The 13,128-nt window shown below is 49.3% G+C and carries 10 protein-coding genes; all 10 read left to right on the forward strand.

Annotated elements, in window-relative coordinates:
* Window positions 1-212 precede the first annotated feature (212 nt).
* The 10 genes from EKK48_22420 to EKK48_22465 all read left to right on the forward strand — a co-directional run bounded on the left by EKK48_22420 (window position 213) and on the right by EKK48_22465 (window position 13,074).
* Window positions 213-1,811 (forward strand): FAD-binding oxidoreductase, encoded by a 1,599-nt coding sequence (locus tag EKK48_22420; GenBank protein RTL38055.1) that lies wholly within the window; start codon window positions 213-215, stop codon window positions 1,809-1,811.
* 217 nt (window positions 1,812-2,028) lie between these two features.
* Entirely contained in the window at window positions 2,029-4,446 is a 2,418-nt protein-coding gene (locus EKK48_22425; GenBank protein RTL38056.1) for a hypothetical protein, read from the forward strand.
* An 803-nt stretch (window positions 4,447-5,249) separates the two neighbouring features.
* Entirely contained in the window at window positions 5,250-5,498 is a 249-nt protein-coding gene (locus tag EKK48_22430) for a hypothetical protein (protein RTL38057.1), read from the forward strand.
* 77 nt (window positions 5,499-5,575) lie between these two features.
* Window positions 5,576-6,301 carry a response regulator transcription factor gene (locus tag EKK48_22435; protein RTL38058.1) on the forward strand — a complete coding sequence of 242 codons (726 nt, stop codon included), beginning with the start codon at window positions 5,576-5,578 and terminating at the stop codon, window positions 6,299-6,301.
* A gap of 2 nt (window positions 6,302-6,303) precedes the next feature.
* Window positions 6,304-8,232, forward strand: a complete 1,929-nt coding sequence (locus tag EKK48_22440) for a HAMP domain-containing histidine kinase (GenBank protein ID RTL38059.1) — start codon at window positions 6,304-6,306, stop codon at window positions 8,230-8,232.
* Window positions 8,233-8,706: 474 nt separating this feature from the next.
* A complete protein-coding gene (locus EKK48_22445; GenBank protein ID RTL38060.1) occupies window positions 8,707-9,204 on the forward strand; it encodes a hypothetical protein in 498 nt (165 codons plus the stop codon).
* The gene (locus EKK48_22450; GenBank protein ID RTL38061.1) at window positions 9,197-9,625 is read left to right on the forward strand and encodes a hypothetical protein; all 429 of its coding nucleotides are present in this window, start codon (window positions 9,197-9,199) and stop codon (window positions 9,623-9,625) included. Before EKK48_22445 ends, EKK48_22450 begins: the two co-directional genes overlap by 8 nt.
* Window positions 9,626-9,703: 78 nt before the next feature.
* Window positions 9,704-11,293, forward strand: coding sequence for a hypothetical protein (locus EKK48_22455; protein RTL38062.1), 1,590 nt, complete (start codon window positions 9,704-9,706; stop codon window positions 11,291-11,293).
* 25 nt (window positions 11,294-11,318) lie between these two features.
* Window positions 11,319-12,098 carry a hypothetical protein gene (locus tag EKK48_22460; protein RTL38063.1) on the forward strand — a complete coding sequence of 260 codons (780 nt, stop codon included), beginning with the start codon at window positions 11,319-11,321 and terminating at the stop codon, window positions 12,096-12,098.
* Window positions 12,099-12,222: 124 nt separating this feature from the next.
* Window positions 12,223-13,074 carry an acyl-CoA desaturase gene (locus tag EKK48_22465; protein ID RTL38064.1) on the forward strand — a complete coding sequence of 284 codons (852 nt, stop codon included), beginning with the start codon at window positions 12,223-12,225 and terminating at the stop codon, window positions 13,072-13,074.
* Window positions 13,075-13,128 lie beyond the last annotated feature (54 nt).

The following is a 13,128-nucleotide window of genomic DNA, read 5'->3' on the forward strand; positions in this document are numbered from 1 at the left end:
ACAAGTCGATCCATACGCATAGCGACCAGATAGCCTTTGCATGCTACTATCGCTGCCATCCCTTCGACGCCTTGGCGCGCAAGGGATTTCGCGACCCGAGCGAAGGACCCGTTGCCCAGAGCCTACGTCCGCCCGAGCGAGGACTCGACGCCCGATAGCCCCCACCGCCCCAACGCCAAAGACCCCTTCCTAAAAAAGAGGATTCAGCTCCGATGACTACCAACGAAAAAAATATTGACTCTGAGAAAGCAGCAGGGCGTTACAGCCAATGGCGCGGCGGTCTGAGCAGACGTCGATTCCTTTCATCAACTGCAGCAGTCACCGGAACTTTTTTTCTAGCCAAGATAGATGTTGTTGCCAAAGGATTAAACGCACTGGCCGGAACAAAAATTGCGGTGGCAAAAACAATTGATTACTCGGTACTACAAAGCAAGATAAAAGGAACGCTAGTTGCAGCAGGCTCACCAGATTTCGCGGCAAAAACAGCGGCTATGGTTTGGAATGAGGTCAAGCCCGATCGTTCGCCTGATGTAATCGTTTCAGTAAAGAACGACGACGATGTTGTTGAAGCCGTGAACTTCGCCAGAGAGCATGGTCTCAAAGTCGTAGTGCATGGTGGTGGACATACCTGGTGTGGTCTGGCAGTTCGCAACGGTGGTATGACAATAGATCTAACAGAACTAACCGAAGCGAAGATCGATAAAGAGAATAGTAAAGCAGTCATCCAACCAGTAATCAGCAATAGAGACGTTGCGAAAATGCTTGGCGAGCAAGGCTTAGCGTTTCCAATTGGTCACTGCCCAACGGTCAAAGCGAGCGGATATCTTCTCAATGGCGGCATGTCATGGAACATGGGTCACTGGGGTCCAGCAGTATTCAGTGTAGAAGCGGTCGAGTTCGTAACCGCTGATGGAAAAAAGGTGAAGGCAAGTGCGACAGAACATCCCGATTTATTCTGGGCTGCGCGCGGCTGCGGACCAGGCATGTTCGCAGTGGCAACTCGATTCCACCTCAAGTGCTTCCCGTTGCCAAAAGCTATCATGACAAGCACATACGTATATTCGCTTGACGACTTGAAAGAAGTCGCGCAGGAAGTGACCGACATCGGCTGGAACAAAATGCCGGACAAAGTAGAACTTTCCATATTTATGATCAAAGCTCCAGCGGAACTTGCGGAGAAGTGCAAAAAATACAACGGCATGTGCTGCATGATCTCAGCTGTGGCATTCGCCGACACGGAAGAAGAAGGCAAGGCCGCACTGGCACATCTTGAAAATGGAAAAGTGGCAGCCAAGGCCCTCTCCAAGACGCTCAACGAAAGAAGCAATTTCGCAAAATTAGCCGAAGTTTCTGGTGCAACTTGGCCGGAACGACATCGCAACTTCTGTGAAAACCAGGGCTCGAACAAAAACCCCGTCGACATCTTGATGGCTCTGCGCGACAAATTCGTTGAGGCGCCATCGCATAAATCTGTCGTTGTTTTCTGCCAGAGCACTGGTGGTCACAACCTCGTGCAGACCAGACCAGACATGGCACTCTCTATGAATGCACGTTCGTATGGTGGCATCTGGACGATCTGGGAAAACGCAGCAGACGATGCGAAGAACAAGAAATGGCACAACGAAATGACCGCCATTCTCCGACCATTCACAGCCGAACACTACATTGGTGAGACTGACATAGTCGAAGATAACAGCCGAGCAAAAGGCTCATACTCGCCGGAAAAATGGAAGAAACTCAGCGACATACGAGCTAAATACGATCCTCAAGGCGTATTCTTTGGGTTCCTTGGCGGAATCAAAAAGTCCTAAAAAGCTGGAATTCTAAGGTCAATTGGCGCTCAGAACAAATGTCAATATGGAAACATTGATTCTGAGCGCTAACGCTGCGTTTCAAGCGCGGTTGTGCGCTACGGGTTGCGGGTTGCCTTTCCTTTATTGCCACTACTGAGATCCTGACGTGCGAATAAATTTCTCGAGAAAAACGTTTAGAGCGTTGTTTTGCCTTTTGTCTTGCGCGTCAATTCTGATGCAACAGAGTTACGCGGCTATATCGCCTCAACTGCGCGGAGCGGCGCCGCCTGAAGAAGCAGTGCAAATGGCGGAAATTCTGGGAATCAGATCTCAATTCGATCGGCTGCACGCTCTGTCGGCAACGGCCGATTCAGACGGGCAAGAAGCTCTGGCACTCAGAGGACAGATCCTGCAAAAGGTGCTGACTGGATTTTTAGAAGTTCGACGTGCCAGCGACAGAAATTTTCGAGAGCTGTCATACACATTCAACATAATGCGTCGTGAACAACGAAAGCAAGACTTGATCAACCAGATGTTCACGTTCGCAAACTTTGCGCAGCTTGGAACTCTGTACACGATGGAACCATTTTTCCGTCTTCATACTCACTTCAAAACCTCAGCAATCTGCACCACAACCGGAGGGGGACTCGGACTCACGCTTCCCACTCTCAACATACTGCAGCAGAAAACGGCGCATATTAAACACATCGAGCCACCACCCGCGATGCGCAATGTAATCGAAGGGGGTCCTGTAGATGCAAGCGGTTTACCGCTATATGTCGATAGATTCCTTGACACACCGGTTCCAGGAAGCGCTCAGTCACGACGTTCCGAGATGTTTGCTCTCTGGAAGAAGCGCTACGGAGTCGACCCATCCAACAAGGCAACCTTGTGCAGCCTGCATAACGAGGGAAAACCTCAAAAGATGGGAATGCTGCGAACCCGAATCTTACTACTATTCTCATTGCAAACTTACGTCTTGCAAATGGACTCGGCACTACTGGCATTGCTGAAACAGATTGAGCCAGCTGGAGTTTACACTCCAGGCGGCGCCAACGACAGTTCCCAATTAACGGCACTTGGATTCAATGCCCGAGCCATCGAAGCAGCCAAACTGCTCGACATCCAGTCACCTGTTGCTCGACTCTGCACGATAAACAAGGGTGGTGCCGGGCTCGACAATCCAGAGAGACTTCGACTGGAATCTACCGTATTGGAAAGACTGATTGCAGGCTCGCTTGAAGTGCGCGCAGCAACTGACGAAATCGACGCAGAGTTGAATTATGCTTCTGACGTAGTGCTTGCTGAACTGCTGGCAAAACGTGGAAAAGCACTTCAATTGAATTACGAGATCAACTTTATCCAAGCCGGCACATTTGGTTCAACGGCCGGTCTTCTCTATCTGAACGGGTACACCAAAGCCGGAAACGACATGTTCGTCATTAGCGGCGGCATCGGTACCTGTCTTTCAACGATGGCCTTGCGCCTGATGCGTGGCGGTTCGAGAAAAATTGATACCGAACCAAACATGCTGGCAAATATTTTTGATTTCCGCCAACGGGGCGAATATACTTTCTCGCCCTTGATCACCGCTTATCTAAACTCACCTGACCCGACATCAAAAAACGGAAAATCTCGACGAGAAGAACTATTTCAATATTGGAAAGAGCACAAAATTACTTCTGTCGATCTTGGCAAGGAAAAGACCTTGAACAATCTTGCTGCCATGCCCGGCGCGAAACCGGACACAATCAAGATCGTCACCAATCGTATTGCCATGCTGCATGCAGTGGAATCAAAACTGGAGGCTTTCGACGGCATCCTGCTGGAACTTCTAAACGCAACACAGCCTTCCGCACCCCTGTCTGCGGATCAGTCAGTGGCAACCGTAACGCTCACTCCTGAAGCCAATGAAACGGCAAACCTGATCGGAGCACAATCACTGGTCAGCAAAGTAAGAGCCAATCCGAACAACCCGACCTACACATTGGCACTAGTGCGCACGGTGTTCGCAACGGCGCTCGATGTTCGCGCTACCGAAGATACTCTCGATGGCGAAATTTCTTACGAGTATGATGTGCTGAACCGCATGGTTAGAGCACGCGACAAGGTGGTCGCCATGACTAACAACGCAAACTTCTACCAGCTCAATATTCTGGCATTGATAATCGACGGTTTGCTCGGTCAAAGCCACAAGCCAAATAACGTCCGCGCCTCAAACATCCTGAACATCGTTTCAGGGCTTTCAGTTGGAACTTTAGCGGGGCTGACGCTAATCGAACAACACGGCGGTAGCCGACCTCTGCCAGCCAATCCAAACATGCTGGGACAAACTATCGGGGTCTCGCCGCCCGAAGATTACCGCTTCTCTCCGGTTATCTGGCAATACATTAACAACGTGCCGCCAGGCTCAAGCGACGGACAAACGCGCGTCGAGCGAATGAAACTAGCCTGGAAGCAAGCCAAGACAATCAATATCAACATGGACAAACAATCAAATCGTGAAAAGGTCGCGGCTTTCGGACCAGCGCACTCTCAGCACTCCGAATCAATCAAGTTGATTAAAAACCGGCTGAATATGCTCTACGACGTCGAAGGACTGGTTGGGCAATTCAACCGCGGACTAGATGAACTTATGCTTGCTGCGGGCTAAGTAAAGCTGTAATCCGCTCAGTTTTTTGTGTTCCGCTCAAACTGTGGTCCGGGCGCGCCCCCGCTCAGTTCGGCATTCCGCCCCGCTAACACCCACGAGACACTAAAAGACCACCCAGATAAATCTGCGGTGGTCTTTTAGCTATTGCCTGACTGCCCCTTGCGATGTGGGCTCAATATCTATGCACGCTTCAGTCAGTCCTTCACATGCATCGGGCTACTTGCTAACGTTTCTGGTCAGCGCCGACCTGTCGTTTCCACAAAGCCCCTCGGCTCAAAGTGCGCATCATTTAAGTGAGCACTCACCGTTGATGTATTTAGTTTATCCCACTGCAAAGAATATTCCACTACCCCATTTTGTTTTTAAGGATCGAATTTTCGGATCACGCAAAATGGCTGATGAACAGTCGATCCACGGATCGATTTTATTACCAAGCGCTCGATCATTTGCAGGCATAAATAAAAGCAGACCGAGATATAGAAGAGATACACAAAAAGGAACCTCAAAATCTCGGCGTCAGACACTTTCGAGTTGTCATGCCTGCGACACAAGTAATTTCGTATTGTTTTTGTGTGAGGCGCAGCGCACAAACCAGATAAGCCAAGCGCACAAGATTTTCAATTTTGAAGAAAGGGGCGGGTGCCATCAAGCGATTGATGGCATTCTTCTTTTTCAGCTCGAACTCCCTGATAGCGGAAAGTTAGGAAATACAAACAGTTGCTCATCGGAGCTTAACCATGAAGCGGTTTCATACAAGAGAGAACATCTGTCCTCCGAACATTCATTCATTCAGGTGAAATCATATGGGTCAGTGCGAGCGAGAGCGCCAGCAAGAGCGAGAACGAGAGCAAGCACGAGTTCAGAAAGCAAGAACCGCACGAAAAATCGGGCTATCAAAGCTTAAAGAACGTCCCGAAAAACTTAAAATCCTACTCGCAGCACTAATACTGGTAGTCGCTTTCTCGATAAACTTCTATTGGTTCACCAGATCGTCGCTGCCGGCACCAATTGATTACAACGCCGTGTACGACGCCCTACATGCTCGGGACTAAAATGCAAACATTCCTTTGCAAAGGAAATCTTTCCTTTACAGTTCCGTAGTTCAATACAGACAGAAAAGAGAAACGTAATGGTTGACTTCCCGTCTGGTCAAAGAAGCGAGCCGATGCAATTGCTTATCGTCGATGACGATATAAAATTCTGTCGTTTAATTTCTGAGTATCTATCGAAGCATGACTTTGTAGTTTCATTTGTGCATGACGGCGCTAATGCGCTACAAACCGCAGCAGCCAAACCATGGGATGCCGTTATCCTCGACGTAATGCTGCCCGGAATGAGCGGTTACGACATTCTTCGCAAGCTACGTGAATTTTCCAATGTTCCGGTTTTGATGCTGACGGCGCTGAGTGACGAAACTGATCGCATTGTCGGTTTGGAAATTGGCGCAGATGATTATCTCCCAAAGAGTTTTTCGCCGCGAGAGCTTCTGGCGCGACTGAGAGCGGTTCTGCGTCGCACTGCGAGAACGCAAAGTTCATCAACAAATGAGATCGTCGTTGGTTGCATTCAGATCGATTTGCTAACCCGACGCGTGACAGTGGAGAATACTCCGGTAACTCTTACAGCGGTCGAATACGATCTGTTATTGGCACTCGCTCAAACTCCACATCGCATCAGATCTCGGGAGCAAATTCTGAATGATATTCGCGATCGCACGTACGACATCACCGACCGTTCGATCGACGTACACATTTCATCGCTGAGAAAAAAAATGGGGGACGACGCAAAAAACCCTCGTTTCATCAGAACGATTCGTTCTGCGGGATACATGCTTGTTGATTCATCCAGGGGTTGAGCTTGAAAGTTGCTCACTCACTCTACATGCAAACTCTCAGCATGGTGCTTTTGTATTTAATTGCGCTAAACGCAATAGTTTTCATCTGCTTCAATGCGCAATTTGGAATCGGCTGGGAAGCAATGCTGAAGAGCCCGGCTGGCGATCGAATTGACACAATTGCCGATGCGATAAGCAGCCAGCTTCAATCATCAGACAAGAAACACTGGACAGCAGTTTTACAGAATTTCGACAAGTTATACAACGCACAATTCTATGTGTTCAACGTTCATGGCGAACAGCTAGCCGGTAAGCCTTTAACACTGCCTAAAGCGTTAAAGGACAAAGTAAACGAGTTTCCTCTGGGTCTGCCGCCCAATATGGCAGGACCGCACGGCAATCATATGTTCGGATTCAGGACTCCAGTGGTCCATGATGAACACGGATGGCATCCTGAACAGGGCTTCGGGCCCATGCCGCAGGGTGGACAGAACATGCCCCCGCCGGAGAGTGGCGGACCAGGCGGACCAAGCGGACCTGGACCTGGCTTCCACGGTGGACCCGGCGGACCCGGACCTGAACCTGGCTTCCACGGTGGACCCAGCGGACCCGGACCTGAGCCTGGCTTCCACGGTGGACCGGGCGGACCCGGACCTGAACCTGGCTTCCACGGTGGACCCGGCGGGCCCGGACCTGAACCTGGCTTCCACGATGGACCCGGCGGACCCGGACCTGGATCCGGCTTCCACGATGGACCCGGCGGACCCGGACCTGAACCTGGCTTCCACGGTGGACCCGGCGAACCTCCAAACGATTTCCAGCAGGCTGGCATGGACGGAAACTTCCATAACGGCTCTCTCGGCAATGGCGATTTGCCTCGGTTCGTGCATGAATTTCGTCCGCCCCCGTTCATGCATGCGCAAGGTCGTTTTATCGTTCACACAGAGAATCCGGATACCTTTTTCATTGGGACTAAAATCATGCTGTTCGATACCGAACGCATGCATCCCGAACCATCTTACGTTCTCGCCTCGACCAGTAATATCTGGCAAAGCACACTACTCTTCGATTTCAAATTTCTGCTCCTGGTCGGCGGATTGATCCTGCTTTTGTCACTACTATTCTGGTGGCCGTTTGTCCATCAAATCGCTCGTTCAATAGGCGAACTAACAGCCGTCACAGAGAAAATTGCAGACGGAAAATTTGATGCACGTATTATTCGAGCACGTCAAGACGAGATAGGGAGGCTCGGCGACGCAGTCAACACTATGGCCGAAAAGCTCAACGAATATGTGCTCACTCAAAAACGCTTTCTTGCCGATGTTTCGCACGAACTGTTCTCGCCACTCGCTCGATTACACATGGCAATAGAGCTTCTCGAAGATTGCAAACCGGAAGACTCATCTCGTCACTTCAAAGAAATCAATGAAGAAATCGATGAAATGAAAAGTCTCATCACTGAGTTACTTGCCTACTCGAAAGCAGGTCTGATTCAGTCAGAGCGTCAGCTCGTCGCGATTGATTTAAAACCGATTTTCGATGACCTAGTTGCAAAATTCAACGACCAGATGGAAATCAAAGTAGAACTTGATCAAACATCGACAGTCGAAGGCGACGAAACCTTGCTTTCGCGCTCGTTTTCAAACATCATCAGAAACAGCATTCGATACGCAGGCGAAGCTGGACCTTTAACGATTCAGTCAAAACACGATGGACCCGATTTATTTGTTTCATTTTCAGACTGCGGACCCGGTGTTCCAGAGGAAACTTTGAAATATCTGGGACAGCCATTCTTCCGCCCTGAGTTCTCGCGCAATCGTAATCTCGGAGGCTTCGGCTTAGGTCTGGCAATTGTCAAAAGCTGCATCGAAGCTTGCAATGGCTCCGTCACATTGTCGAACCTACCTGCAGGCGGGCTCAATGTTCAGATCAGACTCAAGTCCGTCCATTAGATTTCCATGGCTCTGTAGAGAGAACTGCTGCTAAAAGCGCCGCGGTATAAGTCAAAATCACAACGGCCCCGACTATAGCGGCAAACGGGAAAACTATAACTCTAACAATCGTGCGCATGGCTTCAGGCTGGTTTCGATGTCATCGCTTGGGTTGAACAATGCGATCTAACCACGGTAATGTTAAGCATACGTTTTGAATTATAAACAATGTAAAACGATCCGAACTCGCAGATTTAATTAGCAAGCGATCAGTAGCATATATGGTGGCACTACCACACTCAACGCCGCATCAAATCTCAATTACAGTGAACTCAAAACTTTTTCGACAAATCAAATATCTTCCGCTTTCATCTCCAGGGACTAGCCGGATCCGAGAGTTCGGAGTAAGGTGAGATAAGTGATAGCGAGAGACCGAATTTGGGCATTCTTTATAGTGTGACTATTTGAATCTATCAGAGGAGAGGATTCGAGGTAGTGAAGCAAGCGACCCGTCCCAGGTCAAGAAAGGGGTCCGCATTAAGCGAATTTGGTCCGGCATTTTTCCTGCTGTTGACCTTCGGCTTGCTGCCCCTTATCGACGTTGTGATGATTGGAATCGACTATGCATCAGCCTTCTATCTCAACGAAATGCAATTGCGGGAAGCTCAGAAGCTGCCCAAGTCTCTTGCCACTAGCCCAAAGGGACCCGTGATTGAGACCGTTCCGCGCCTCTGGCGAGCCGGTCTGATCGGCGGAATGACACCTGCTGACACTCAAATCACTACAATAGTCGACTATAAGCCCGTTCCCTGGCAGCCGGTCGGCGAAAGCCAGACTCTCAATTTCTGGTTCGTTACCGTTACCACTACCGCTTCATTCAGACCTCTTCTTACTATCCCGTTTTTAAATGGCATTCCCGGATTAGGAGCGCCGATGACTTTTACGGTAACTGGTAGACGACCTGTCGAGAACAATCGCTTCTTGAATGAATAGAGAAAAAAATAAAACGCTAAATACAAGCCGAAAGACTTCGAAGGGTAGCGTCCTCGTCGAAGCGCTGTGCGGATTTTTCATATTCATCCCGTTGGCATTTACAATCGCCGATATCGTAGTCGTCACAAACGCAGCCCAAGCCAATGAAGAATTCGCAGAGCAGCTGGCTCGGCTTTGCGCCACCGTACAGACGCAAGATAACGCCAAAGCCGCCTGTCGCGACGTAATCAGACAATACCAGCCCGCGTCGAACGTAAAGTCAGTCAATTTGGATCAACTAGTATTCGACGTCGGCTCAAAACGAGTCAGCTTGACGACATCAATGGTAGTGGCATTGCCGGTACCAATACCGGGACACAGCACTCAAGTTGTGACAGCTAGCGTGACACAACCGATTGTTTCATTTCCAGCAGAGCAGTGAGGAAATCAAAGTGTCCAGAACGCTGTCAACCATTCGGACGGATCGAGAAATGACTCGAATTAACGAGGATCAACTCGCATGAATCGAAGAGACACTCGAACCAATCGCGGATCTACGCTCGGACTTGTAGCTATGTGTGCGTTGTTAGTTATACTCGCGCTCGTAGCTGGCTTTCAACTGATGATCTATTTTGGTAGCTCCCAGGAGCTGAAAAACTCTGTTGATGCAGGCTCTCTAAACGTTGCCATGCGCGCCACAGAAATTCGAATCCCGGCACCACCGGTTACCGGCTATGACGATGTCGCCGACTGCAACGGACGCATCGGCATATCAAACATCAACCGAGTCTGGGGCAAAGCTTACTTAATCAATGCAAACGCTGAGGAAATGAACAACTCCGGATATTCTACATCCGCATCGGCAGACTCGGCGAAATCTGCATACACCCTTGCCACCAAGCTAAACGATCAGCTTTACAATGCTTTGACCAGCGGGGCTTCGGCTGATGTTCACTTCAATCAGCTAGCGGCAAATAAACCGGCAAAATTGCTAAAGAGCGGAGGTGATGTCTCGTCCAATCACGACATCGACTGGTCCACCGCCTGCATGTACCCAGGTGAAGAGTCAAACATCAGCTTCGATCCAGCCAGTCTTCCACCTGGTGCACATCCGAATCAGATCAATATGAACAATAAGACCTATCTGCAAGGCTACAACGCGATGGATGCAAACGGCAACAAATTCGTTTTCACAACGTTTCACAGCAACGAGGCACCTCACCTGATCACGGTCGGAACATTCGAGCGAGCCAAAAATAGTACCATAGGCAGTGCCACAAATCCGATACCGAACGCATTCAAAACAGCAGGGCAGATAAACGGAAAACTGGCTCTAAATGCAGCCGCTGCAGCAGTTGCCAACCCAATGCTCACCTATCAACTGCAACTACCTCGTGCCTATGTAGAAGTTGTAATTACAAACCAGGCGACAGGCAAAGTACAGGGAGTTCCACTTCAACCAGTCTGGTACTCCCCCTCAACTGGAAAGAAGTTGATGATTCCGAAGAGCATACAATTAAAGCCGCCCGCTCAAGGGAAGCTGACCGCATACGGTATCCTCGGAGAGGAGTATACGGATTTGACACTGTGGGGAGCAATCCATGCGATCAAAGGAGACAAGACCACGGTGCTAAGCAAGCTATTGCAGCGAGTGCGAGAGATGCGACCGGGGTTCACAGACAGTCAGTTCAGAAAACTTCTGCAAAAGATTCCGATGCCATCTGATGCCGCAAAGCTCTACGCATTTATTTGGTGCAACGATGGCTGCAATGCGGCTGGCAATCTCCCCGATCTACAATACGGAATGACCTGGGAAGACGATTCGGGAGACATGCACTCTTTAAATATGCCTTCGTTCATTCCTATGACTGGCGCCGAATCGATGGCGGACGGTTCAAGCAAGGAAGTCGGCACGGAGCAAGACGAACCAAATGGACATAACACCGCATTCAGTACCATTCTCGGACCGTACCCGACAGATATACACGGCGCCGGCGAGTGGGGAGTTGTATCCTGGCAGCCCGGAACAGGCTTTAACAGCAATTTGGGCGTTGTAACCATTAACCGCACTACGAATCTCACCTTTACGGGGCTGAATCCGAACAAGTAAAACCAGGCAGAACAAAACAGACATCATGCACCAAATATCAAAGCTTTCCAAGAAACTGTTAATCGCTTTCACAATCATGACTGTGACAAGTCCAGCATCAAATGCCGAAGCGAACGAATTTCAACTGGGCATGGACAACTATAGAAAACATGATTGGGAAGAAGCACTAAGTCATCTGGGCGCGGCGCTACCCGATGAATTCAATAATGCCAACTTGCACTACCACATGGCAAACTGCATGGTGCATATGAGACAAAAAGAGTCTGCGATCCGAGAATATCGCATTGCATATGCACTCGATCCCCATGGCAAAATCGGCAGCTACAGCAAACAATGCCTGTATCTCTTTGGTATCGATGCGGCTGGCTTTTTGCCCATGCCTGAAGCACCGCCAAAACTTGAGAAAGGAAAGGAAGTCGAAACATTAGCAAAGCGAGATTCAAAAGATTCAAAGGATCCAAAAGATTCCAAAGATGGAAAAGATTCAAAAGACTCAGGGCTGGCCAAAGTTGCTAAGTACGTAACAGAGGAGGATCGAGTTCGACAAAATCTGCAGGATTTGATGCAATCGAAGCCGCGTCCGGGTTCAGCACACCTACAAGAAATTGGCACCAACGTTTTTGTACGCAACTACAAAGATCCTTCCCATCAACAAACAATCGCGACAGACGCAAGAAACAAATCAGACAACAAGCCCGGTTCAAGCACAAACAACAAATCAGACAACAAGTCAGGTTCAAATGCACAAAGCAAAAGCACCGAAAAAAGTGGCGCCAAGCAAGACGCAAAGCCAAGAAGCAAGTAGCTTACAGCTATCCTTCCGGGGGATGAGGCACCAAATTTGAATAGATATTACGGCTCATCCTAAAGGCTGATAACAACAAATCTTGACCCGCATAGAATCCTTGCAAACGTACAAGGAAAACTATATGGCACCCTTTATTGCAGCCCTGGCCATCTTCTATGTCTATCACGCCCTCGGCATCACTGTTGGTTATCACAGACTGTTATCGCACCGCTCGTTCAAAGTACCTAAATTAGTCGAGTACTTCATCGTTTCGGGCGCATACCTATCGCTTGAAGGCGCACCAATTTTCTGGGTGACCACCCATCGCCTTCACCACAAATACTCTGACCACAAAGGCGATCCGCACTCTCCGCTCGATGGATTCTTTCACTCCTTTGTCAAATGGATGTGGAATCCGATCGTAAAAATTTCAGATGCCGAAAGCCGACAGCTGGCACCGGACCTATACAAAGATCCTCTCTATAGATTCCTTCACTGCAAACATTCGAATCTGGACGGGCTGCTTTGCCTGGCTTGCTGCATTGCATATCGAGCGGTTATCTACTTTGTATTCGGACCAACAATTCTGTTAGCGAATCTGATCGCATCGTTCTTTGCTTTCCTCGGTCCTCTGCTTGTCAATTCTGTAGGGCATCTCAGGCAGTTCGGCTACGAAACCTATCCATGTAAAGACAACAGCCGCAACGTTTGGTTCGTAGCAATGTTTTCGATGGGCGAAGGTTGGCATAACAATCACCACGCGTTCCCCTTTTCCGCTCGTCACGGTTTGACTCGAACCGAATTCGACCCCAGCTGGTTGGCGATCAAGCTACTGAATACAGTGGGACTGGCGAAGGACATTCTCCTTATTGGCAACGGAGAATGCGCGCGGTCAAGAGTTTCTGAAGCCATCTCCAGGAATGATGTCAGCGAGGTAACCATCCCTGAAGATTCAAAATTGTCAACTGAAGCGACTGAACTAACACGCAAATAGCATTCAATAAAAGCAGACTAATCGGAGTTCAAAGTGGACACAGCTACACCAATC

The organism is Candidatus Melainabacteria bacterium, from assembly GCA_003963305.1.
Lineage (GTDB): Bacteria > Cyanobacteriota > Vampirovibrionia > Obscuribacterales > Obscuribacteraceae > PALSA-1081.

Coding starts and splice junctions, on each gene's coding strand:
- EKK48_22435 (RTL38058.1), top strand. CDS start 5,576: ATGGTTGACTTCCCGTCTGGTCAAAGAAGCGAGCCGATGCAATTGCTT.
- EKK48_22460 (RTL38063.1), top strand. CDS start 11,319: ATGCACCAAATATCAAAGCTTTCCAAGAAACTGTTAATCGCTTTCACA.
- EKK48_22455 (RTL38062.1), top strand. CDS start 9,704: ATGAATCGAAGAGACACTCGAACCAATCGCGGATCTACGCTCGGACTT.
- EKK48_22430 (RTL38057.1), top strand. CDS start 5,250: ATGGGTCAGTGCGAGCGAGAGCGCCAGCAAGAGCGAGAACGAGAGCAA.
- EKK48_22420 (RTL38055.1), top strand. CDS start 213: ATGACTACCAACGAAAAAAATATTGACTCTGAGAAAGCAGCAGGGCGT.
- EKK48_22425 (RTL38056.1), top strand. CDS start 2,029: ATGCAACAGAGTTACGCGGCTATATCGCCTCAACTGCGCGGAGCGGCG.
- EKK48_22465 (RTL38064.1), top strand. CDS start 12,223: ATGGCACCCTTTATTGCAGCCCTGGCCATCTTCTATGTCTATCACGCC.
- EKK48_22450 (RTL38061.1), top strand. CDS start 9,197: ATGAATAGAGAAAAAAATAAAACGCTAAATACAAGCCGAAAGACTTCG.